At 40.2% G+C, this 24,717-nt stretch carries 21 protein-coding genes and 1 pseudogene; 13 read left to right on the top strand and 9 right to left on the bottom strand.

What is annotated here, in order from left to right; translation table 11 throughout:
- Positions 1 to 2: 2 nt before the first annotated feature.
- A complete protein-coding gene (locus tag CA600_RS12270; RefSeq protein WP_094870433.1) occupies positions 3 to 2,369 on the top strand; it encodes a hypothetical protein in 2,367 nt (788 codons plus the stop codon).
- Between the two features lie 20 nt (positions 2,370 to 2,389).
- Here the strand turns inward: CA600_RS12270 and CA600_RS12265 are convergent, their stop codons facing one another.
- The gene (locus CA600_RS12265; RefSeq protein WP_094870432.1) at positions 2,390 to 2,614 is read right to left on the bottom strand and encodes a helix-turn-helix domain-containing protein; all 225 of its coding nucleotides are present in this window, start codon (positions 2,612 to 2,614) and stop codon (positions 2,390 to 2,392) included.
- Positions 2,615 to 2,916: 302 nt separating this feature from the next.
- Between CA600_RS12265 and CA600_RS12260 the strand changes: the two genes are divergently transcribed.
- From CA600_RS12260 to CA600_RS12250, 4 genes are read left to right on the top strand one after another with little or no spacing between them, the layout of a single operon-like run.
- Positions 2,917 to 3,630 carry a hypothetical protein gene (locus CA600_RS12260; RefSeq protein WP_094870431.1) on the top strand — a complete coding sequence of 238 codons (714 nt, stop codon included), beginning with the start codon at positions 2,917 to 2,919 and terminating at the stop codon, positions 3,628 to 3,630.
- Positions 3,578 to 4,105 (top strand): accessory gene regulator B family protein, encoded by a 528-nt coding sequence (locus CA600_RS32190; RefSeq protein ID WP_094870430.1) that lies wholly within the window; start codon positions 3,578 to 3,580, stop codon positions 4,103 to 4,105. The genes CA600_RS12260 and CA600_RS32190 overlap by 53 nt, the downstream gene beginning before the upstream one ends.
- 1 nt (position 4,106) lies before the next feature.
- A complete protein-coding gene (locus CA600_RS31785; protein WP_256989822.1) occupies positions 4,107 to 4,232 on the top strand; it encodes a hypothetical protein in 126 nt (41 codons plus the stop codon).
- 5 nt (positions 4,233 to 4,237) lie between these two features.
- Positions 4,238 to 4,978: a hypothetical protein gene (locus tag CA600_RS12250; RefSeq protein ID WP_094870429.1), complete on the top strand. Its 741-nt coding sequence runs from the start codon at positions 4,238 to 4,240 to the stop codon at positions 4,976 to 4,978.
- Positions 4,979 to 5,216: 238 nt separating this feature from the next.
- Here CA600_RS12250 and CA600_RS12245 read toward each other — a convergent pair whose 3' ends face one another.
- Positions 5,217 to 5,432, bottom strand: a complete 216-nt coding sequence (locus CA600_RS12245; protein ID WP_094870428.1) for a helix-turn-helix domain-containing protein — start codon at positions 5,430 to 5,432, stop codon at positions 5,217 to 5,219.
- 258 nt (positions 5,433 to 5,690) lie between these two features.
- Here CA600_RS12245 and CA600_RS12240 point away from each other — a divergent pair, with 258 nt between their 5' ends.
- On the top strand, positions 5,691 to 5,936 hold the full coding sequence (locus CA600_RS12240; RefSeq protein WP_094870427.1) for a hypothetical protein: 246 nt from the start codon (positions 5,691 to 5,693) through the stop codon (positions 5,934 to 5,936).
- An 85-nt stretch (positions 5,937 to 6,021) separates the two neighbouring features.
- On the opposite strand, the pseudogene CA600_RS12235 reads toward CA600_RS12240, so the two are convergent.
- Positions 6,022 to 6,207: pseudogene (locus tag CA600_RS12235) on the bottom strand (SpoVR family protein); the annotation flags it as partial.
- Positions 6,208 to 6,774: 567 nt separating this feature from the next.
- Here CA600_RS12235 and CA600_RS12230 point away from each other — a divergent pair.
- The 7 genes from CA600_RS12230 (at position 6,775) to CA600_RS12200 (ending at position 16,818) form a co-directional block, all read left to right on the top strand.
- The gene (locus CA600_RS12230) at positions 6,775 to 9,021 is read left to right on the top strand and encodes a helix-turn-helix domain-containing protein (RefSeq protein ID WP_179281602.1); all 2,247 of its coding nucleotides are present in this window, start codon (positions 6,775 to 6,777) and stop codon (positions 9,019 to 9,021) included.
- Positions 9,022 to 9,066: 45 nt separating this feature from the next.
- Positions 9,067 to 10,686 (top strand): extracellular solute-binding protein, encoded by a 1,620-nt coding sequence (locus tag CA600_RS12225; RefSeq protein ID WP_094870425.1) that lies wholly within the window; start codon positions 9,067 to 9,069, stop codon positions 10,684 to 10,686.
- 219 nt (positions 10,687 to 10,905) lie between these two features.
- Positions 10,906 to 12,552, top strand: a complete 1,647-nt coding sequence (locus CA600_RS12220) for an extracellular solute-binding protein (protein WP_094870424.1) — start codon at positions 10,906 to 10,908, stop codon at positions 12,550 to 12,552.
- Between the two features lie 83 nt (positions 12,553 to 12,635).
- Positions 12,636 to 13,565, top strand: a complete 930-nt coding sequence (locus CA600_RS12215; RefSeq protein WP_094870423.1) for an ABC transporter permease — start codon at positions 12,636 to 12,638, stop codon at positions 13,563 to 13,565.
- A gap of 22 nt (positions 13,566 to 13,587) precedes the next feature.
- On the top strand, positions 13,588 to 14,496 hold the full coding sequence (locus CA600_RS12210) for a carbohydrate ABC transporter permease (protein WP_373455854.1): 909 nt from the start codon (positions 13,588 to 13,590) through the stop codon (positions 14,494 to 14,496).
- Between the two features lie 211 nt (positions 14,497 to 14,707).
- A complete protein-coding gene (locus CA600_RS12205; RefSeq protein WP_094870421.1) occupies positions 14,708 to 15,310 on the top strand; it encodes a TetR/AcrR family transcriptional regulator in 603 nt (200 codons plus the stop codon).
- Between the two features lie 17 nt (positions 15,311 to 15,327).
- Complete coding sequence (locus tag CA600_RS12200; RefSeq protein WP_094870420.1) at positions 15,328 to 16,818, top strand: MDR family MFS transporter; 1,491 nt, start codon at positions 15,328 to 15,330, stop codon at positions 16,816 to 16,818.
- Between the two features lie 73 nt (positions 16,819 to 16,891).
- On the opposite strand, the gene CA600_RS12195 is transcribed toward CA600_RS12200, so the two are convergent.
- The 6 genes from CA600_RS12195 to CA600_RS12170 form a co-directional block, all read right to left on the bottom strand.
- Positions 16,892 to 18,385: an ABC transporter substrate-binding protein gene (locus CA600_RS12195; protein WP_094870419.1), complete on the bottom strand. Its 1,494-nt coding sequence runs from the start codon at positions 18,383 to 18,385 to the stop codon at positions 16,892 to 16,894.
- A 40-nt stretch (positions 18,386 to 18,425) separates the two neighbouring features.
- Positions 18,426 to 19,187 carry a response regulator transcription factor gene (locus CA600_RS12190; protein ID WP_094870418.1) on the bottom strand — a complete coding sequence of 254 codons (762 nt, stop codon included), beginning with the start codon at positions 19,185 to 19,187 and terminating at the stop codon, positions 18,426 to 18,428.
- 2 nt (positions 19,188 to 19,189) lie between these two features.
- Positions 19,190 to 20,932, bottom strand: a complete 1,743-nt coding sequence (locus CA600_RS12185) for a sensor histidine kinase (protein WP_256989820.1) — start codon at positions 20,930 to 20,932, stop codon at positions 19,190 to 19,192.
- Positions 20,933 to 21,117: 185 nt separating this feature from the next.
- Positions 21,118 to 22,614, bottom strand: coding sequence for an ABC transporter substrate-binding protein (locus CA600_RS12180; protein ID WP_094870417.1), 1,497 nt, complete (start codon positions 22,612 to 22,614; stop codon positions 21,118 to 21,120).
- A 92-nt stretch (positions 22,615 to 22,706) separates the two neighbouring features.
- Complete coding sequence (locus CA600_RS12175; protein ID WP_094870416.1) at positions 22,707 to 23,636, bottom strand: carbohydrate ABC transporter permease; 930 nt, start codon at positions 23,634 to 23,636, stop codon at positions 22,707 to 22,709.
- 11 nt (positions 23,637 to 23,647) lie between these two features.
- Entirely contained in the window at positions 23,648 to 24,598 is a 951-nt protein-coding gene (locus CA600_RS12170; RefSeq protein ID WP_094870502.1) for an ABC transporter permease, read from the bottom strand.
- Positions 24,599 to 24,717 lie beyond the last annotated feature (119 nt).

Genomic DNA, 24,717 nt, shown 5'->3' with positions numbered 1-24,717 from the left:
GTATGAAGGCAATCAAGTTTAGCGAAGCCCTGCGAATAATCAAACCTGAATATGTGTACTTGCGTCTGAAGCCCAGCAATAGTATCCGAAATAATAACACTCACAAGCTGGCGCGGGTTATAGGGTCCCTATATAAGAATGTTTTTGAGTCAATTCGGATGGAAGATGAACGGGTTATACATGTGCTAGGTCAACGATTATCCGTGCCTGTTTCAATGTCGTACTCCTTGCCAGCTAAGGTAGGGTATTTTATTTATCTAGAAAAACAAAAAGTAGAGTTTTACTTTATTATTCCTCGGCAGCATTTAGGGTTGATGAAAGAAAAGATGGGCGATTCTTGGCAAGGCGTTACGATCGAGGAAGTTTTTGAACTTCCTGAGTTTGAATCTGGAACTGCAAAGTATCAATTGAGTTATAAGAAAGAAGATGCTCTTAGCCTCACTGTGGATCGCAGGAATAATGATTGGCTAAACTCATCACTGAATGTAATTGAAGCTTTAGAGGATGGAGATCGAGCAGGCATACTATTTAACCTTATGCCAACCTCTCAATTTAGCTGGCGTAGCACATATAAATCTACAATAGATAAAGTTCGGAGAGGGTTTCCAGTAGATCGAAATAAGGTAGGAGTTGGGTATTTACTACGGGTGGCAGTATCTATGCTTGCTGGGATTGCTGGAGAAGTTAGCGAGCTGATAGGGGGTGAACGTAAGGCTGCAAGTGAAAACCAGTTTGATGGGCTCCTACTTCGTCTGAATGGGGGTGGGAAAATTAGCTCTAGCACAGAACAAAAAGCAACAGCAACAATACTTAATACACAAATAATAGTAATGAGTGAGAGTATAGATGGTTTACGTCAGAGGAATAATGGGCGAAGTCTTACGCATAGCTTCGATGCTGTTAGTGGAGACAACGAACTTACTTCTCGAATATTCAGGAGTAAACCTCGATATAATGATTTTTCTTTCCGTGGGGCTGCGGTAAATAAGGTGGGTGACGAAGAACTACAGAATTTTATAGCACTCGCTGGTCGTGACATTTTGGAACGATATGATTTTATAGATAAGGTCGAAACACAAGAAACCGAGGTTCCTGAGGATTTGCAGCAGGGAGTTATTCGGATTGGTACTAATTTGTATAGAGGTAAAGAACAGACGGCTTATATCAGTAATGACAGCGAATATAAAAATTTAACTCTTGTTTTGATCGGACCGACACGCGCAGGTAAATCAGCATTGATCGGAAATATGAGTAAAGACGCGATTTCAGCTGGCGAAAGTGTAGTCATTTTTGATTACATTAAAAACTGCGAATTGAGTAGTGAAGTATCTGCTGCATTTCCAGGACATCAAACACTTACGATTAACTGCGGCGATGTAAAGACATTGCAGGGATTGGGATACAACGAAGTAGGAACTAGCAATGATCCATTTATCCAGTATGACAATGCTAAGAAGCAGACTACGCAGCTTATGACACTGATCAATAGCATTAACGCCGATGATACGCGCCTCAGCGCCAAGATGGAGCGCTATTTAACGAGCGCAGCCCTTGTAGTCTTTGTGTCTACAGGTAGTATACGGGATGTATTTAACGTCCTACAGAACCATGTAGTACGTCATGCATTTATTAATAAGGTTCCAAAGCAACAGTTAGAAAACCTCACAGAGTACATCGGCAGCCTCAATGAGTTAGATGATTACAAGGATCAGAAGGTAAAAGAGGATGGGGTGACTACATCATATCCACAACTGATAGGAACAAAGGAACACCTTATCACTGGTGTTATCGATCGTTTAAATAAACTTAAAGCAAATACTTACATGGAAATGATGCTTAAAAAATCTACAGCTGGCAATATCGATCTATCTAAGGAACTTCAAAAGAACCAACTGATTACCATACGGATGCCTGAAACTATGTTTAGTACTGACGGTGAACGCGACGTATACACAACGTATTGGATTACAAAGCTTTGGTTGGCTCTACAAGTACGTGGGCAGCAGATCCCAGACCGAAACAAATTAACAAAGGTGAATATTGTGTTCGACGAATTATACCAGGTCCAAAACACAGAAAAATTTCTAACAGAAAAACTCAGTCGATTGGCGAAATTTGCAGCCAAACCGATAATTAGTTGTCACTATTTAAACCAACTGAAATATATCCGTGAAGAACTTAGAAGTGCTAATGCTTCTTATATGATCATCAGTGGTTGTGACAAGAAAAATTTTAATGAACTTAAAGATGAACTAGTTCCATTTGAATTAGAAGATCTTCTCAGGCTTCCGCGCTTTCGTAGCTTGAATCTTTTGAAGAATAAAAACGGCTATGCTAGATTCATAACAACCTTACCTAAACCCTTATAATGAAATACCTCGTCAGATAATTATTCTGACGAGGTTTCTTTATCTTCAATATATTCAATTATCTCTGATATTTCTTTAATGCCTAATGCAATCATAACTTTTTCTAAATGTTCTCGATTAATAGATGTCCGTAGGTTGTTGCATAACTCACTTATAGTAGTAGGTCGCAACTTTGAAAACTCTGAGAGCTGCTTCTGAGTTATACCGCGCTCATCAATGATTTTTTGTAATTTTATTCGAATCATTTTATGTACACCTCCTTTAAGTAATCTAACATTAATACATAAATAACGCAATATCGTTATTTATGTTGACTAGGTTGAGATAAAGGAGTATATTTAATATAACGAAATACATAAATAACGATATTTCGTTACGTTGAGCATATGCAGGGGACAAGGATTTGAGAAACATACAGATGGGAGGGAAGAAGCAAGTATATGCAATCAATAACGTAACCGCCTGAATGTGAAAAACTACTATTTCTTTAAAAGATCTCCTTTATAATAAATCATGTATAACATACTAACTCAGGCGGTGTTTATCTATGTTGGATACATTAACTTATATTTTACTAGGTATTTTCGATGCTACAGCTGCGGTACTTTTAATTTTGAAACTTTATATGCTACCAGTCAAAGGATATCGTTTTAAAATTATCTCATTTGCAATATTCATTGCCCTTTTTTCATATTTGATGCGAATGCTTTTGAATGTTCCTAAGATTGACTTACCGTCACAATATATTTTGTTTGTTTTATTTTTAAGATTTGGAATGCAGGTAAAGACACACATTGCATCTTTCATTGCTGGGGCAGGTATATGTGCATACGCGATAATTCAAATGGCCATCTTTTATGTTTATGATTGGATGGATCTGATTCATGTTGGTATTCTAAGTGAAAACAACGGTCTTTACCTATATTTTTTCCAGACATCATGTATTGCAATTACACTGTTGCTATCTATCTTGTTGAGTAAGTTCAATTTTGGGTTCTCCTTTATTATAAAACCACCACATGATTTTTTTTCAAAAGAAAACTATCTTACGAGAAGAAATGTAATGCTCCTTTTAGGAAGTATAGTTTCATTGTTAACTGTTTCTGTCACAGTGCTTCTTTTATACAGTTCCAATCCATTAGGATTACTAATAATTGCAGCAATTTCCTTTATAATTTCATTTTACTTTTCAGGTCGGAGTGATAAAGATGATATTAGAAAAGCTATCGAGGCATATAGCGATAAAAATAAAGTCGGATGATCCACAAGGTCCAGGGTCAGTTGAAGTATTAGAATATGGTATTGGAATCCAACTTAATCTCTATTTCGGTATCATTTCCACAGTGATTTTCGGTTATATTTTTAGTAACGTATTGAGTTCGATGATAGCACTTCTATCATTTATGGCACTTCGGAAGTTTTCAGGCGGGGTTCATCTTCCAATCACTCTATGTTCTCTCGTAACGGGTCTAGCTGCAGCACTCATACCTTTGGCTGAAATTAGTCAACCAGTTCAATATTCCATAGGATTAATTTCACTTGTCATAATGTGGATGTACGCCCCGAATGATTATGAGGATATAAATGCGGTCGGATTCAATGAACATTGGTCAAAATTAACTTCTATTGCAATAGTGATAGTCGGCCTGTGTTTTTCGAATTCAATAGTAACAATTTCTTTCTTTGTTCAAGCTATTTTGATACTACCTATATACCCTAGGAAAGGGGGTGTGTGAATTGAAGAAATCTACAGCACGCATTTTGTCTAAACTGACAACTGATTTTGCGTTAAAGGCTGCTAAAGGCAGAAAGACAATTGTCGGAGCAATGCCGGTTCCTAAAGAACTGCGTAAAAGTGAGTAGTTTTTATGGATGATCATAATCGTTTAGTTGTTGGTGTCGCAGTCGGTAATGGTAGAGGAAACTCTCAACACCATTTTTCAGAAAAAGATATCATGAGCGTAGAAATGTGGAAACCGAAAAGCAACTACAACACACCATTGTTCCATACAATAAATGGTTCATTTACCATCTTGACGACTATGGAAGAATGCGTAGCTGCTTTTCCGGATTTCTGCTCTCTCGATGGAAATAATCTGGTGAATATAAGGAATGTTAGTCGTTTTAAGACCGGAAGTTACGGCGGGATAGCATATTTTAGAAATTCTGAATTGAGTACAGGTATTAATATTAAAACCGTGTCGAGTTTGGATGATATCGTTGAACAAGCGAAAAGAAGGAAACTGGATACCAGATCTATTTTGGTAGCTCCTATACTGAACTTAAATACGTTGGGTGAGGGAGAATTTATATCTGTTAGCGATGTGTTTTACATAGATATGTGGGAGCCGAAGAAGAATTATAATGTTCCGCGTTTCTACACTAAAACAGGTGTTTATACTGTAGGCTTAACCCTTCAGAAGTGCAAAGATGCTATTCCTTACTTTTATCCGGCATACAATGGGAATATTATAAATCTGGATTTAATTGATCAGGTAGACAAAGATATGTTCGGGTATACCGTAAGGTTTAAAGGTACTGAATTTACATCACCAATAGCAAGAAATAGAGCGGAATATCTGTTACCTCTATTGAAAAAAAGATCCTGACTAGATAGTTATGCTAGTTAGGATCTTTTTTTGCTCATACATTACTGTAAAAGTCAAGAAAAATCCGTACTAGGATCACGCATAAAGTTTCGATATTATTCGACATATTACACATTGTGGTAATGTTACAATAGTTATGTAGAATAACCAATGATGTAGAAGAAATGAGGTGATTAGTATTCTTTTTCGGTACCTATAGGTACCGAAAATATCCGAGAGGGGCGGCGTTTGCCGCAACCTACTTCATTTTCCATTCATATAAATCTTCCATATGAATGCCGAGTACTCTCGATATAATGTACATCGCACTAGTACTCATTGGCCTAGATCCCGAACAATAAAAGGATATCATCCTAGCAGCGTAACCAGTTCTTCTGGATAATTCAGCCTGAGACATTCCTTTTAGATCTAACCAGTCCTGAAGTAGACATCTCCCTCTGGAGACTTTAACCACAGTTCTATCTCCTTTGGTTAGGAGTGATTACGTAAAGAATTATATCATAAAAAATGGAACAAGGACTTACCGGGTAGGGTAAGTCCTTGAGAGAAACGAATTAATAAAAGCTCTATATTTACTTTACCACATTTATCTACATTTGATTACAGTGTTTATACGGCGAATTTATATTGACAAGATGTTTACTGGACAGCATATGGCATAATTAACGTTAGTCACTTAAGTTAGCTATTACAGAATAGGGAGAGATACAACATGGAGAACATATTTTTGTGGCTTGAACCTAGTATAGATAAAAGGGTGTCGGAAATAAGTGACGATATACTTGTGAGTGAAAAAGAAAATGGTTACATAGCATTCATGGATCTTCTGCGGACAAAAGTTAACATTCCACCCGAAATAATTATGGAATTAGGGGATATTTTTATTTCTCACACGCAAGAAACGGTTGAAGAAAGCTACAAAAAAGGTGTGATGGAGATGTTGATTTTAAAGTCGTGAAAAATAAGCTCAGTTGCTCCTTTAAGTGGGTGCGACTGAGCTTAAATCATTGGTGTATAAGGTTTATTTCTTTTTCATTATTATTGTTGATTGTCTTTCCGAAGCTCCAGTGACCAAATCGTGTTGGCATTCCATAAGCGCCGAATGTATAAATAATATCTGCTGGGCATATTTCATAACGCATGGGATAAAAATCCAAGCCGAAGCCAGTAGCTATTTCAGTAATTTCAGCAATCGCCCGCTCCAACGCATTAATTTCTTCGCTTGGCATGATTCTGTGCTCCCTCCTATAATTCTGTAGATCCAACCTGAATAAACCCTCACGAAATGGGGTTTGGCTTCATATAGATGGGTCGATCAATGTAGTTCATATTATGTATATGGGTAGGGGAAGGGCAATATGACGAACTCTTCCTCGTTGTCCCTATGGTACAAAGACTTTTGAATGTCGGGAGAATATCACTCCATCAAGATAAGTAGTTTCTTGTTAAGCAACCCATTCTCCAGTGTGAATTTCTCAACATGAAAGCTACAGCATTGCAGATTTAATTTAATTAAATATAAATAAGTTTATATGAATACCGTTTCGGTATTTACAATCGCCAATGCATGTGCTAATTTAGCGATGTAACCGTATTCATATGTAGATTTATTAAATGATTAACAAAAACATAAATCTTGTTTGGAACATTCCTTATTCAGCCTAAATCTAACAAGTGGGAGTGATAAGATTGGAAATCCTCGGTTGACGATGTTGAGATACAGGAAGGACAGATGAACTTAGTATAGCTGCACATCCCAGTGCTACTCCTCAGTGATTATGATTATGGAGGTAAAAATGCGTAAATTTAAAATAAATATTTTATGGAAATTTCTACTTTCATATATTATTGTCTTGTTGCTGCCGCTTTCTGTTATTATCTTTTATTACTATCCATATTCCAATTCAATTGTGAAGAATAAAATATTGGACTGGAATACACATATTACCGAGCAAGTAGCCAGCAGTATGGATCTGTTTATGCGGCCAATCTATTCTCTCCCCACTTCGATTGTAGCTAATCCTGAAATCAAATTATCCTTATTAAAAAATGATGCATACCAGCGATACGTCGTGGCTAATGAGATGAAGAAATACAAAACAACAGATACCCTCTTGAATGATACTTTCTTATATATCAAACAAAGTGGGTATCTGTTCTCAAGTACAGGGTATATCTATGAGTTGGAGCGCTTTATGAATCCCAAGAATGGTTATGTATATACGTCTTGGAGTCAAGAGCAGTTCAACCAAGAGATCAATGTAATCAACTCTATTCAAGTTCGCCCTTCAGAGGATGTTGCCATTCTTGGCGAAGGACGCGTTAAGATGATTACGGTGATGATTCCTCTTCCTCTAGGTGTCGACCAATCCGAAGGCTGCGTCATCTATATGATCAGGCATGATACGATCGAGCGAATGATGAAGTCAGTGTCTAATAGCTATACAGGAGATTTCATCATTCTTGATCAACATAACACCCCTATCTTTTCACTCAACCATCGTGATGATTTGCATGAGGCGAATTTCAAGCAATTTATTCAGCAGCTGCAAGCATCACCATCAGGCGGTGAAATGGATTATGACGGAGATGCTTATATTGCCTCCCAGACCGTTTCCAAGCAGAATGGCTGGAAATACATAAGCATGAATCCGCTGGAATCGGTACTAATGGAGACGAAGGAAACGCAGCGCAACACAATTATTCTCGTTATATCCATCCTGCTTACTGAGATTATTATCATCTATTTATCCATCCGTAATAATTATGCCCCGATTAAGTCCCTTGTCCAATTCTCCAGGCATGCATTTAAAGGCAACACGGAAAGTGGCGGCAATGAGTTTGATATTATACGCTCCACGATCCAGAACCTGTTTCAGTCAAAAGAGCAATTAGACCGGAATGTCCAAAGTATCGTTCCGAAGTTACGTGATAATATTCTGTATGAAATCATAAGTGGACAGTACTCTTCACTTCAAGACATGCTGCTTGAGGCAAAGTCCTATGGCATCACCTTTACGTATGCGAAATGCACGACTGTGGTCATCAATGTGATTGGAGATATCGAGCAAGTATTTGAAATTGTGAAGAGCGTTAAATTACAGCCCGAGGACGCAATGGAAGGGTATTTTATTCGGAGTATTCATAATGATGATATTCTATTTATTTCCACACACACAGCGGAGCAAGCATTACGGGAGATGTTCATGAAGCTGCAGGCTGAGATTGAATTGGTTACCGGCGCTAAGCTTGTGATCGGAATAGGAAATACCGTTGATAACCCAGGCGAATTTCATGCTTCTTATATTAATGCGCTTAGAACAGTCGAACATTTACGCATCAAGAATGAAGATTCCATCCTGTCCTTTCATGATCTGATGCAGCAGCGGAATGAGCCTGTACCTTATCCTGCTGAAACGATTCAATCGCTGGAATTGTTCATCATGACGGGTGATGTCACCGAAGTGCAGAAAACAGTTCAACGACTCATTGAGTTTCTACAACATGATCGAACGCCTCCCTATATGATTCGGGCTGTATTTGTAAATATCTCGACCATTATATTAAACAATCTGATTCGTTTAAAGCATCAGGAGAATATGGAGCAGCTTGGGATTACATCGTTTCACAATCGTATTACGGTAGCCCAGATCACTGAAATTTTAGAGAAAAGTGCGGATATATTATGTGAATTGATGGCTAGTACGCATACTTCCTCTAAGGCAGCTACATTGGATGAAGTGCTTAAATATATTCAAGAGAATCAGTTCGATATCAACTTCTCACTACAAGCTATTGCCGATCACTTTGGGATGTCGGTGTCGAATTTTAGCCACTATTTCAAGAAGAACGCCGGACAGAACTTTAAAGACTTTATGGATGGGCGCCGAATCAATCATTCGAAGCAGCTGCTTATTCATTCCGATGAAACTATTGATTGGATTGCAGGCAGGGTAGGCTACACTAACCCTTCCAGCTTTATTCGTGCCTTCAAAAAACATGTAGGAGTCACACCTGGGCAATTCAGATTGTTTAACAAGTGAATATCTTCTTGTCTATTGCAGATATAAGCTACGGGGGGATTCAATATGCGAGGAATGAGACGATGGGTTATATGTGTATGTATGCTACCGGTGATTATACTGCTCCAGGGATGCAGTGCGAATAATGAGTCTGAACATACTACAGAGCGCAATGTAGAGCCGCTAGACAGGGTACAGATTAGCGTGATGACACCTACACATCAGCTATCCAAGAATCTTCAGGATATTCCTTATTTGAATCGCATCGCTTCTGATGCAAAAATTCATGTGAACTGGATGCAGAAACGTAACGGATGGGAAGAAGCGAAAAGCACTGCTCTGACAAGCGGAGAATTGCCTGATGCTTTTTTGGCTGGATTGACCGATCAGGATATCATCGCGAATAAAGATAAATTCGTAGATCTTAGTGAATATATCGATAAATATGCCCCGAATATCAAGAGAATGTTTGAGGAAGTTCCCGAAACCAAGCGGGTGAGTACATTTCCGGATGGGAAGATGTATTCTCTTCCCGGTGTAAGACCCATTAATACAGATAGCTATAATGTCTTGATGATTAATAAGAAATGGCTGGATAAGCTTGGACTGACAGAACCAACTACGCTGGAAGAATTGCGCGAGGTATTAACCGCCTTTCGCAATGGAGATCCCAATGGCAACGGGAAGCAGGATGAGCTTGGAATGGACTGGTGGGCAGGTGCTGGAGGAAGTCTGGGGAGCAGAGGTCTATTTAGTGTGACCAGTTTACTAGGGGCTTATGGAGTGACAGATAATTTCACCGAGGAGATGATCGGAGTGACGAAAGGGCAGATCCGATTTTTGTTCGAGAGTGATGAATATAAGAGCTTAGTCTCTTACCTGGCAGAGCTCTGGAAGGAAAAGCTGATCAACCCTGACGTGTTCACGCAAGATTATTCAGGAATGAAAGCAAGTGCGCAACAAGATGATGTGGCAACGGTTGGTGTGACCTTCGGCTGGTCATTAACAGATCGCGTTGGTAAATGGGCCGATGAATATGTGGCTTTGCCACCGCTGCGCAGCAGTAGTAATGTGGCGCCATTATGGCCAATGAGTCCTTCTCGCGTAAGAATAACAACCAATCTGTTTAGCATGACAACAGCTAATCCGCATCCTGTTGAGACCATTCAATGGATTGATCAATTCTACTCTGAGGAAAATTCGATCCAAGGCTATTACGGCTCCATGCCTGATTATGTGGCTAAGGAATCTGACGGCATATATACCATAGTACCCGCTCCAGAAGGTGATCAGGATACACAGCAATGGACGAATGCTCTCGTGGATAATGGTCCGCTTTACTTTTCGCAATCATTGGAGAACAAAACGATTGTTCCTCCTGCGGTAACGATACGAAGAGAATTGGACAGCATCTATAAAGCTTATGAACCTAAACCAGTGGACATCTATCCGATGATTAAATTTTCGTCAGAGGCGCTTAATGAAATGGCCTTGGCGAAATCAGATATATTTAAACTGGTCGATGAGAAATTTGCGGAATGGATTATGAATTCAACTGTAGATAAAGAATGGGATCAGTATATTAATCAGCTGAAACAAATGGGACTGCCAGTACTGTACCGAATATATCAACAGGGGTATGAGGATTATTATGCTCAACCAAATTTGAACGTCAACAATAATTGAAAACGAATTCAAAAAACACCCGAAATTATAAAGTTGTTAACGCTTTCAAATATTGCGAATACTTAAATTCTTGTTCGTATACAACCGCCTCAACCCCGGGTTAAAGTTGCGATGTGGCTGTCATGTAAAGCGCGAGCAGCAAGAAGCAATAAATTATATTCCAATTGCTCGCCTCACAGCTTGAACGTGCGCGTTAAACCAAAAAGGGAGGTTCGTTGTATGAGGGGATATTTGTCAAAGGTAATGAAGCCCGTATTAGCACTTAGCCTATTTGGAACAATTCTTGCGGGGTGTGGAGGCGGGAGTAATGAGGGTGCCTCTTCTTCTAATTCAAGTTCGTCAACGAATTCTACAACCGGTACAGTCAAACTAAAAGGGATCATGCTGAAGCATCCTCTTACGCAAGAGTTCGCCAAAATGGAATGGTTGGCCAAGGTTGAGGAGCAAGTGGGGGTAGATATTGAGTGGCAAGAAATTTCAGCGGACTGGGATCAGAAAAAAGGCGCTTTGTTAGCCGGAGGAGATATTCCGGATATCCTTATAGGACCGAATGTGATCACGGATGCTGATTTTGCCCAGTTCACCGGACTCTTTCAGGATTTAACCGAGCTCATTTCAACAGGCGGCCCTAACATTCAACAGATGTTTACAGAGAAGCCGGAGACCAAATTAATTGCTACACAGCTGGATGGCAAAATATACGGTTTACCGAAATATCAACGATTCTGGCCGGATACGGTAAGCCGGCAATATATCAATAAACAATGGCTAGACAATTTAGGTCTCAAGGAACCGACTAATTGGGATGAATTATATAATGTGCTCCTGGCGTTCAAAGAGAAGGATGCCAATGGAGATGGTGATGTAAATGATGAAATTCCTATGGATTTCGCTCCGGTGGGGACGACTGGATTTGGTTATTTTCAGCCACAAATATTGCTTGGCAGTTTAGGTATTACATTAACGGATAGTAGTGGTCAGGGATATTTCACTGAGGGTGGCCAGATTAAAAATTACTTTGTGGATGATCGATACAAGCAGTTCGTGGAATTCATGAATAAGTGCTGGCAGGCTGGCTTAATTAACCCGGAAGCCTTCACGCAGGATTATTCCAAATTCCAATCGGTTGCGCGCGGCAGCGGGGACAAAGCGAAGGTTGGCTTTTCATGGGGCTGGGAAGTAACGGACCGCTTCGGCAACACCTTGGCTCCACAATATGAGTCGATCGCTCCGCTTAAAGTCTCGGCAGATTCAACGATTAAGCAGTCCTATGACTATGACGGCTACTCACTGAATTTCGGCGGTAATATGGTCGTCATGTCTGCTAAGTCCAAGAATAAAGAAGCGGCAATGAAATTTATTAATGAGCTGTATAATCCTACAGTTAGTATGCAGGTACTATTCGGTTCACTTGGTACGAACATTAAAGATAATGGAGATGGAAGCTACGCGGTCCTGCCACCTGCTGACAGCCAAATGGACCCAGGCACATGGAAGTGGACATCAACCTGGGCGGATAATGGACCTACCTTTATCTCTGATTCATTGAAGCTGACACTTGGAACTGATATGCAATCTGTTGGCAAACAGACAGAACCCCTGCAGGCGGTCCTCAGTGGGATTGACAAGGATAACGATATTTTACCAAGCATGTTCATTAAATATAACCCGGAAGACAACAATGCCATGGTGTTAGTGAATACGAATATGATTAATCTGGCGATGTCTAAGTTCTCGCTGTGGGTTACCAAAGGGGGAGTTACCAAGGAATGGGACTCCTATGTGAGTAACATTAAGCAGATGGGGCTGGATAACAACTTGTCCACTATGCAGAAATACTATGATCATTACAAAAGTAAGAAATAAGCTGTAAAGATTTATAGAACATCTGGAGACGGCTTTTCTTTACAGGATGAAGAGAAGCTGTCTCCTTATTAAGGAGGCTTATGATGTCCTCAATAACTCCCAATAAACATAGAAGAAATCTAATGGAGCTTAAACGCGACTATCAATTATGGATTATGATTATTCCGGCGATCGTTGTAGTTATCATCTTTAACTATATTCCAATGTATGGAATTCAGCTTGCCTTCAGGGATTATGATTTCTCGCGTGGATTGGCAGGCGGGGCCTGGCGCGGTCTGCATTATTTCTCACAATTCATCAATAACTATCAGTTTTGGGATTTGATGAGAAATACTGTGATTATCAGCATCACAACAATCGTTCTTGGATTTCCGGCACCGATCATACTAGCGCTTATACTGAATCAGGTGAAATGGTTCCGCACTAAGAAGCTGCTGCAGACCATCGTATATATGCCTCATTTTATCTCAATTGTAGTTATGGTTGGATTGCTGAATGTTCTCCTGTCACCGAATACAGGAATCCTTGGTCAACTGATCTCCAAGCTTGGCGATGCAGACATTAATTTGCTCGCCTCCACGAATTCATTCGTCCCGGTGTTTGTGATTTCGGATATTTGGCAGCATGCTGGATGGAATAGTATTATTTATCTGGCCGCATTATCAACAGTGAGTCCAAGTCTCTATGATGCTGCCAAGATTGACGGAGCAAACAAATGGAAGATGATTCTGCATATCGATATCCCTGCCTTGGTTCCGACAATCATCATATTATTTATTCTGAGTATGGGGAATGTACTGGGAACCGGATTCGAGAAGGTATTCTTGATGCAGAATTCATTGAACCTTCCCGTATCAGAGGTCATTTCCACCTATGTTTATAAAATTGGTATTCTTTCCAATCAATTCAGTTATTCGTCAGCTATCGGATTATTTAATACCGTCATCAATTTTTTCTTTTTGGTTACCATGAACTGGATTTCCAAACGCAACTCAGATATTAGCCTCTGGTAAATGGAAAGAACATCGAAAGGTGATGCTTATGCAGGCGACAACTATTCACAAGCGCAGCACGGGTGAGATTCTATTTGATATTTTGATCATTATCTTATGTGTTCTAATTTTCCTGATCGTCGCTTATCCCTTGTACTTTGTGATTATTGCTTCTGTCAGTGACCAGACACTGGTTTCCACAGGCAAGGTTACTCTATTTCCCAGAGGAGTCAGTTTCTTTGGCTACGAGCAAATTTTTCAGGATATGCGTATTTGGATAGGGTACAAGAATACCGTTATTTATACAGTTTTGGGAACACTGTTTAATCTGCTTCTTACAATTCCTGCAGCGTATGCACTATCCAGACAAGAGTTCCGTGCACGCCGGTTACTGATGTTTTTCTTCGTCTTCACATTGTTCTTTAATGGTGGACTAATTCCAACATATATCCTGATGAAGGATTTATCCTTGACCAATTCGATGTGGGTTTTTATTATTCCCTTTGCAGTGAATGTGTTTAATCTCATCATCGCACGCACGTTCTTTGAAGCTTCACTGCCTAAAGAAATTTATGAATCTGCAGCATTGGATGGATGTACTCATTTTAAATTTTTCTTCTATATTGCGATTCCTTTATCTAAGTCCGTCATATCGGTCATTGCGCTGTATTATCTGGTAGCACATTGGAATGATTTCTTTACTGGGCTTATCTATATTCATTCTAATGACCTGCAGCCGTTACAAATCATTCTGCGTGATATTCTATTATCCAACCAGGTTTTCTCCCAAGGCGGAGGCTCGGGCGGCAGTGCAGGCGGATATGCTCAGCAATTTGCTGACCAGGTTAAGTATGGAGTTATTATTGTATCTACTTTACCGATTCTCATTGTGTATCCGTTTATTCAGAAATATTTTGAAAAAGGTGTTATGATCGGTTCGATAAAGGGCTAGGAGAACAAACAAACACAATCAGCCGGCGAGATATATTCTCGGCCGGTTATTTTTGTTCTTCAGATTTAAGCCCTGCATCGCATGATTCCGTCTTTGTTGAAAACAGTGGGGGTATTTTCTGAAATTTCCATTGACGCGTATTAAGTTTTCAAGGTATATTAATCATTGTTTTAAACGCTGTTTAAATGTATGTAGAGTTGAGGAGAGTTATATGACGAAGGAGAAGATTTTGGACGCCACATTGCAATTGATTAAGTCTGAAGGGATTGATAGTGTCACCATTCGGAAAATTGCTAGTGAAGCGGGCACTAATGTAGCGCTGATTAATTATTATTTCGGGTCGAAAGAAAAGCTTATTCATGAAGCAATGAAGATGATTCTGGAAACATTCCGCTCAGCGTTTGACATATTTGATGTTGTGGAACATCCGCCAATCGAACGGTTGAAACAATTCATTTTGACGTACGCTTCATTTCTTCAAGACTATCCTGATTTGCTTAAGCGAATTCTTGGCCATGATCCATTGTTTGAATCGGTGGCCGAATATGTACATTTTATGAAGCAACAAGGGTTCGAAAAATTAAGAGCAGTCATGACAGAAGTGACAGGTATAACAGATCCAAAGACTTTATTGTTGATGACACAGCATATGTTTGCTGCCATTATGTCACCGTTCACCAAAGTTAATCCTGCTGCTAAATGTCAGCCGAACGATCGCATTCAATCGTCTCTACTCGATATCCCTTTATCGATTGAGGAGAGCATCGACTTGTTTTTCGAGCATTATTTTCACAAATATTCAGTCAAAATTTAGAAAGCAGAGGTATCACAATGACATCAAATGCTGCAACAAAACCCCTTACGCAGGAAGGCGACACATTCTCCCTAAAAGCTATTCTGCCACCTCTGCTTGCGATTATCGTTGGTATGATTATGGTTATTCTGGATAGTACAGTTGTTAATAATGCAATTCCCAAATTAGTGGAATATTTCAATACAGATCTAAAGACGATTCAATGGGCAATAACGGGGTACACATTAGCACTATCCGCAGTCATTCCACTTGCCGGGTGGATGACAGATAAATTTGGCGCAAAGCGAATTTTCCTTATAACGATTGTGATGTTCACTTTAGGGTCACTTCTATGCGGCTTAGCACAATCACCCGAGCAACTGATTTTATTCCGTATTATTCAAGGTCTAGGCGGCGGTATGGTTGCACCGATCGGAATGGCGATGGTATTCAAATTAGCTCCGCCTGAACGTCGCGGTTCTATTATGGGTGTTCTTGGGATTCCAATGTTGATGGCACCAGCTTTTGGTCCTGTAATTTCCGGTTATCTTGTCGATTATGTGAGCTGGCACTGGATCTTCATTATCAATTTGCCAATTGGCATCTTGGCCTTTATTCTGGGTAAGAAATATTTACCGAAGACTGAGCCTCAGAAGTCAACACATCTTGATATTCTCGGGATGTGTCTTGCGCCAATCGCGTTCGCTATGCTTGCTTATGGTGTGAGCGAAGGGGGAACAGATTGGTCTTCAACAGGTGCGATTACAGGCTTAACCATTGGTGGTATCGCGTTAATCTTGTTCATTATAGTGGAGCTTAGACAGAAGTATCCATTGCTCGAACTGAAGGTGTTTAAATCATCTGATTTCACACGTGGTATTATTCTTACTTGGATCGTACAGATGGCATTGTTCGGAGCTACACTGATGATTCCTTTGTATTTACAGAATATTAAAGGTTATACCGCACTTCATACCGGTTGGATCGTGATGCCGCAAGCGTTGTGCGCGGGTCTGATGATGCCGATTAGTGGTCGGTTGTTTGATAAAATTGGAGCTCGTCCATTAGCATTCTGTGGGTTGAGTGTTATCGCCGCTGCGATGTTTATACTCTCGACGGTAAATGTGGATACACCGATTTGGATGGTTATTGTCGCGGTGTGTGTGATGGGGTTAGGTATGGGGTCAACCATGATGCCACTCAATACACATGTATTAAACTCAGCTCCACGTGATTTGGTTAGCCGTGTGACGCCGTTGACCTCAGCAGCTCAACAGGTTGTCGTGTCGTTTGCAGTAACAGGTCTTACAGCTTATCTGACATCTCATATTAATACTCACATGGCGACAATCGGAAAAACAGGCGATCCACAAACGGCCTTAGTAGCTGGATTTGGAGATACATTTTTCCTGACCGCTTGTATCGTAAGTGTTGGTATCGTTATGTCGCTAATTCTTCGTAAGCCGAAGATGCAGCAAATTGAAAAAATCAGTGAAGAGGTAGATCCAGCGATGATGATGGGTCACTAATCTTATAAAGACCCCCAAGAAGGTCACTTTGTCTAAAGTGTCTTTCTTGGGGGTCTTTCTTTACAGTGACTTTCTATTTCCTCCAAATATCTAATTGCTTTTGGATTTCCTTACGTACTTTATCAATACCTGCTTCATACAGCTCATGGTTGAATTTCGGGAGAATGGTATCGACATCGACACTGCCTGTCATAAGACTTGGATAATATTTGCGCCAGACAATCTCAATGTTGTCAATTTGTTCATCGACCTCTGACAGATCGGGAGTAAAGCCCAGTACTTCGGACTCCACAACCTGGGAGTTGTAGATGCGGAATTGTTCCCACTTGTTTAATGGGTCAGGGTAGCTTCCACCTAATGTATTTAAGATAAACCAGTTTCCCTGAGTGTATTGTATGCCAGTGTAGCCGCCGTTCGCCTTAGGAAGCGGATTTCCTTGACTGTCTTTTGTCGAAATTAGGATAACCTGATCATTCTGATCCAGCGTATAATGAACGCCTTCAATGCCGTATTGAAATAAGTTACGCAGTTCAGGATCGGTATTCAATAGGTTTAGAAATTTGATGCTCTCCACAGGATGCTTCGTATTTGCATTCACAACCATCATCCCTCCGCGCACGGCTTCCGTAGTTGCCACCTCGGGTGTTACTGGATTGGTTACAATTTTATACCCCAGATCGTCACTCCAGACGCTCTCAGAGAGTGGACCGCCACTACCAGATTCCCAAAATACCTTAAGACCACGTTTCAAACTTCCTGGTTCTCTTAAGGCGGCATCTTGATTAATGAACCCTAATTGGTAATAACGTCTTAGCGTATCTAATATATGTTTGGCTTCACGGGTTTCGAAGATATTGACAACGGGAGCTGTAGGATCCAGAGATTGGATCATTAATGGGAGTCTGTTGTCCCCTATATATTCGTAGCCGTACATAGCAAAAAAATTGTGTGAGTCTCGATCAAGCTCCATGGGTAAATAATCGGGTTCATTTTTTTGTATCATGCGAAGCAAAGGTTCCAGCGATTCCAGTGTGTTATATTGGTTAACTTCGACGTGATATTTTTTGACCAATGAATCAGGATACATCCAATGCTCACGCACAGCCAATTCTTTGTTAGTGGGGACACCATAGATAAACCCGTCATCCATCTTGGCCCCTTTCCAAAAGATAGGGTCAATCGCAAGGTACATTTCTTTGGCTAGATTCGTGAAATAGTCATCTAATTTAAGCCATACTCCACGATTTGCGTATTTGGCATAATCAGGAGCAAACGCAATATCAAAAGGGCTGTCAGAGGAGATCATTGTATTCATGCGATCATCATATTCCTGCCAACCAATTTTATTGTAAGTTATGGTAATTCCAATTTTCTTCATTAATATCTCGTTAATTTTGTTGTTGACAAGGGCAAGATCCTTATCAGGATCACCGATTGTATAATAAATCAGATTTACAGTGGGTTCTGCATTAAAGTTCGCAGCGTTCAAATTCTGCTTGGTGCAGCCAGTTAACAATGTAATGAACAGCAGAATAATGCCACAGATGAAGCAGCTATATCTATTCATGACACGGCCCCCTAAATCACTTTGCAATATAGATCCAGCCTTAACTTTTCATCCGTAAACTTGAGGGAGAGGTACCAAAATGATTTTGAAATTGTGTATAAAAATAGTTCAGGTTGTTATAACCAACAGAAAGGGCAATCCAGTGTATTTTCTCATTAGTCGTTTGGATGAGCTCCTGTGCACGATGCATGCGATAGCTCATTAAATACTCTGAGAACTTCATACTTGTTTCTTTAATGAAGATTTGTCCCAGATAGGTGCTGTTCATTTGAAACCGGTCTGCGACGGATTTTAATGAAATATTATGAGCAAATTCTGTTTTAATCATAATTAATATACGATTGACCAGCTTTGAGAAAGCATCGTAATGTATTCCCAGTACTGGATCAATACTCATGGAGTCAGCATTCACATCTTTAATCGTGCCATGTAAATCTTCGATAATTATTTTTTCAATGACCTCCTGCAGCTTGATTCGATCCACAGGCTTTAATAGGTAATCCTTTACTCCGCAACGAATGGCTTGTTGGGCATATTGAAAGTCACTATAGCCGCTTATAATAATATATTTGGTTGGAAGGTTCACTTCATTTAGCTTGTGGATAGCATCATACCCTAGATTTTTGCCAATACACACATCGATAATTGCAATATCAGGAACTAGATCTACAGCTTTAAATACGGCATCTTCAGTGGAATCACTGGTTTCTATTTGTTTAAATCCGTAATGCTCCCAATCCAGAATACGTTTCATACCTTCCAAAATCTGAGGTTCATCATCCACAATCAAAAGTTTGTACAAATCTAATCACCTCTCTTAGAAATCTGTACAGAGACTTTGACACCAGCTTCATCGTTGTTCTCAATACTAATCGAGAAATCGTCTTGATAGAAAAAATTAAGCCGGGCATAGACATTATATAATCCAATGCTTTTGGTGGCATGGTCATGATTACTCGAGAGGATTCGTCTGATGGCAGTTAACCGTTCTTCATCAATTCGTACGCCATTGTCAATGAAATCCAGTCTATAGAAGTCTTCATCTTCCCAACCAGACACGATAAATAAATTAAATTCCTTATTTATATCAAACCCATGAACAAAGAAGTTTTCTGCCAAGGGCTGCATCCAGAACTTCACAGTAGAAAGAGCAAGAATAGTATCTTCAACATCAATTTGGTAAAAAAAGTGCTCAGGATATTTAAACTCCATAATTTGCAGGTATTTTCGTAACAGCTCTAGTTCACTGCCTATTGAAATAATATTTTCTTTCTTAACAATTTCTCGATACAACGCTCCCAAGGTTGCAATCGCATCTGCGGTAGGCTCATTCTGATGAACCAATGCAGTAGATCGAATAACCTCCAAGGTATTATAAAGAAAATGTGGGTTGATTTGATGTTGAAGCGCTTTCATTTCTGCTTCCTGCTGTTTTAACTTAAGTAAGTATTCATTTCGAATATATTTGTCTAATTGGTGTATCATATCGTCGACTTCTCGGGCAATCATACCATATTCATTCATACGATAACGTGCAGGCTTATTTGGGGTGAAGTCAGCAGTTTTCGCACGTTTGATTGACTGTATAATACGGTGCAGAAATCGCGAATCATCACGAAGGTTGTAGACTACGAGCAGGAGTACACAGATCATAGCGGTAAAGACGATCATAAATATATTGAGCAACACCGTGCTATGCTGACTTATTAGTGCAGCCAAGTCTACTGTACTAATAAATCGATAATTGTATTTGGTAGATGTAAAGGTAACATAGAAAATGGGAATATATCCTTTATATACGATAAAGCCATGATTATTATTATTCGCAACCGCTTGTTGGGTGATTTCTTCCGTCATGGATTTATTATTACCAATATTGAATATCTCCCCGGTAGAGGGGTTGATTATAGCCGCATTACCGAGTTGATAATTATTTACGATACTGAATATTCGCTTGCTACTGATCTGGAAGTGGATTTCCCCTGGTTCTGTAGCACTTTGATTTAGTTTTTTGCGAGAGACGAAGCCCTTTTGTATACTTTCATCAAAGATTTCGTCAGAATTTGGAACGCCAAACTGGAAGCTAGGAATACCAAAACTATTAAAATAGATAACATTTCCGTAGTCCTTGGTATGAACGCTGATTTGAGTAATATCTCCCTGGGCCCAGCTGTAAAGATATGTTTTAGTATCCTCAGGAAAAGAGAGCAGTGATTGTGATGAATAAGGACTATTCTTCAATCTTTTAGTCAGATACCCTTCTACGGAAGGGCTCATAAAATAACGGACGTCTTTCATCAGATCCTGATTGGAATACAATCTTTGCATGTAAGCTTCAATCCGGTCGGCATCATTCTGAAAGTTGTTCTCAATACGGGAAAAGGCATTCGCAGCTTCAATCCGTGCGTTTCCGATCCATTGATTAATAAGAATAGCGCTAGTCATAGTGCCCAGTGTTAACCCGATGGTTACAATGAAGATCAGGTATGCCCAAAATTTATTACGATATATTTTAATGTGAAAAAAAGAACTCCTCCAAAACCTCATTTGTAATGCCCCCTAAGGTCAGACACATAATATAGAGGAATAAGTCTCTCGTTGCTGTGGTTGAGAGAGCATATAATTCACTGTAAATATATATGAAGCGTAACTTTAGTTCAAATAAATTTTAAAGTATGAAAGGAAAATACATGGTATATCAGCGCTGATATACCATGTGAGTTCAATAAGCTTTACTTAAAGTAATTGTTGATTTGTTCTTGAGCAACCTGCATGATTTTGTCCATTCCTGCATTTTTCAGCTCAGACAGCAATTTAGGAATTACCTTCTCAGGATCAGAAGCGCCTGTAAGCAGTTCATATCTATATTTATCATATACAGCTTGGCAGTTAGCAACCTCAGTCTGCAACTCACCAATATCAAGTGCGAAGCCCAATACGCTAGAGGATGCCGCTTGTTCGTTCAGTTTTTTTACTTGTTCCCACTGATCTAGAGGAGCTCCCTTCGTAACCGCAAGATTGAAGAAGGTACCTTGGGAGTACGCTGCCAAAGGCCATGTATCACTGATCCGCTCAATGGATTTCTCTCCGTCAATGTTCTTATAATCGACGCCTAATTCACCAAATGCAAGCATGTTTCTTAATTTAGGATCTGTATTCACTAATTGCAAATATTTCATAGCTTCCACTTTGTATTTGGAATTTGCCGAGATTACATTCATGGAGCCTTGAATTGTACTAGTTGTATACAAAGGCCCAAAAATTTGAGTCATGACGTATTTGTCTATCCCTGCGGTGATTTGCCAGCCAGCTTCTGCGCCAGGGAAGGCTTGTGCGGAGAAGAATGCTCTGTATTTGTCGCCTTCAGTTTTAGTTGGTGCATCCGGGTTAACAATACCATCTTTATACCACTGATGTAGCAGCTTTAAGTTAGTCATAACTTCCGGTTGTTCAAACACGGACACGACTTTCCTGGAAGCATCCTCAACGTTTACTCCAATAGGATTGAAACCTAAAGTCATATCATCATAATTGTTTAAAATGCCCGGGAAGCCTTCGCCTTGGATCAACTGCAACGGGTAGAAGCTTTTGCCTTCACCAGCTTTCATATCATGAAAAGGTTTGTCTAAATCTTGCATCGTTTTAATGTTTTGGTAATCAATATTATATTTTTGTACAAGCTTGTCATCGAATACCCAATATTGAGTTAATGAAGAATCCTTATACGTCGGTACAGCAAAATATTTTCCGCCAATTTTTACACCATCCCATACTTTGGTAGGGATAGACTTGTAAAGTTCAGGGGCCTCACTTTGTACCAGATCCGTAATGTCCGCGAACGCTCCCATAGCGACCTGCTTACTGTACTTTGTGTTGTTGGTAAACATCATATCAAAGGGTTCACCCGTATTCACAATGGTATTGATTTTTGTATCCCATTCTCCCCAGCTGGCCACCTTGATGTCCACTTTGACACCGATTTTCTCAGCGGTGTATTCGTTCATTTGCTCTACCGCTTTACTAAAATTCTCAGGAACCTGTCCACCGATCAGCCACCATACCAATGTAGGAATTTCCTTGGTGGTTGGTGCATCAGTAGCAGTTGTGCCACTCTCGTTTTCATTGGTTGCTGTGGACGCCGCTGGCTTCGAGTTGCCACATGCAGCAAGCAGGGACAGCATTAATGCGAGAATACACAATGTTGAGGTGAACTTTAGGGTGTTCTTCACTTTAACTCCTCCTAGTGTTGAATGATGAATAGTACCGTAGTAAAAGTACGGTTATATATCATAAACCAAGCTTGGCTTGGCTTATTTCGGGACTAGCCTTTGACTGCGCCAATGGTAAGGCCGGTAATGAAGTATCTCTGGAAGAAGGGATACGCGCAGGCAACAGGCAACACGATGAGAATAGCAACAGCCATACGTGCAGATTCTTTAGGCATTGTTGCGACCAGCTCAGCAAAGCTGATACCCATACTTATTGAGTTTCGGGCGAGCGCATCTGCATTGGACATTAAGCTGTTAAGTAGCGCTTGTAGCGAATACAGATTCTGATTATCGATATACAGCATCGATTGGAACCAGTCGTTCCAGTAACCGAAGCAGAGGAACAGTCCAATCGTAGCTAATACAGGCAAGGAGATCGGGAGAATGATTGAGAAAAAGGTGCGAAACTGACTAGCCCCGTCAATTTCAGCAGATTCGATTAAGCCATCAGGGATCGTGCTCCTGAAAAAGGTTTTACAAATAATAACGTTAAAGGAGGATACTGCGAGCGGCAGGATGAGTGCCCAAACGCTGTTTTTGAGTCCCAAGAAATTTGTGTTGATAAAGTAACTGGAGACAAGCCCCCCGTTAAATACCATCGGGATGAATACAACCCAGGTGAGGAAGTTCTTGAGCTTGTAAGCCGGGCGTGAAATGACATATCCCATTGTTGTGGTGAGCAGCACGCCAAGTGCAGTACCTACGACAGTTACAAGTAGGGATACACCTAGCGCCCGCAGAATCATCGTTCCTTGCTTGGCGATATAAGAGTAAGCATCTCCGGATAGAGCGGTTGGAAAAATGCTGTATCCTGTTTCACGAATATAGGATTCATCGGTAAGCGATATGGATAACACGACGATCACAGGCACGACGCAGGCAATGGCCAGCAGAATAAAAATTAGGGTGAACAAAGCATTGATACCGTTACTTGTGCGGTTGAATTTCTCCAAACCAGATTGATAGGTGGGTGTCTTTGCCATAATCTCTCCTCCTAGATCATTGCACTGTCGGAATCGATTTTTTTAACGATCCAGTTAGCACTTAGAATGGTAATACAGCCCAGCATCGATTGGACGAAAGCGGCAGCGGATGCCATTCCTACGGTGGCGGTCTTTAGCTGTTTATAAACTAGGACATCAACTGTTGTGGCCACATTGAAGAGGGAGTTTGAGTCTCGTGTGACCTGATAGAATAGTCCGAAATCCGTGTAGAAAATACGGCCTACTGAGAGAATGAACATCATAACAATGACTAGCTTTAGCATGGGTAAGGTAATGAAGCGTGTCTGCTGCCAGATTGAAGCTCCATCAATAACTGCAGCCTCATAATAGGTGCTGTCGATTCCCGTGATGGTGGCCAGATAAATAATCATGCCATAACCAATGCTCTTCCAGATGTTTAAAAAGATAAGAATGTAGGGCCAATATTGCGGTTCCATATACCAATTCACTGCATCATGCCCAATACCCACAAGAAATTGATTGAGGATGCCTTTATCAAAGCTGAAGAAGGCCCAGCCTACAGCAGAGACAACTACCCATGACAGAAAGTAGGGGAGAAACATCATGGTCTGATAAACCTTGCTTGCTTTGCGGCTATGCAGCAGGCTGATCATAATGGCGAACATTACCGGTAACACGATGCCAAGAATAATGAAAATGATGTTATACCCTATCGTGTTACGAAGAATGATCCAGGCATCATTTGATTTGAATAAGAATTCAAAGTTTTTGAAGCCGACCCATGAACTATTTATTACGTTGCTAATAAAGTTGCCGCTGATTTTGAAATTTTTAAAAGCAATAATCATACCGAACATCGGTAAGAAAGAAAATAAGATATACCAGATGAATGTCGGCAAGGCGAGCAGGGTTAACTCGGAATCTTGCTTTCGCCAGTGTATGCGCTTTCTAATTTTGCTGCGTTCAAGTTTAGTGCTCATATCATCCGCTCCTTCATGTGTTTCATACATGCTGCCATTTGTAACCGCTTTCCCTGAATTAATTTTATAAAGTACAGTGAGATGCTTCCAGTTAAGAAACATGATACTTCAGTCAACAA

This window comes from Paenibacillus sp. VTT E-133280 (genome assembly GCF_002264385.1).
Taxonomy (GTDB): domain Bacteria; phylum Bacillota; class Bacilli; order Paenibacillales; family Paenibacillaceae; genus Paenibacillus_AQ; species Paenibacillus_AQ nitricinens.
This window is presented reverse-complemented; position numbering and strand designations above follow the sequence as displayed.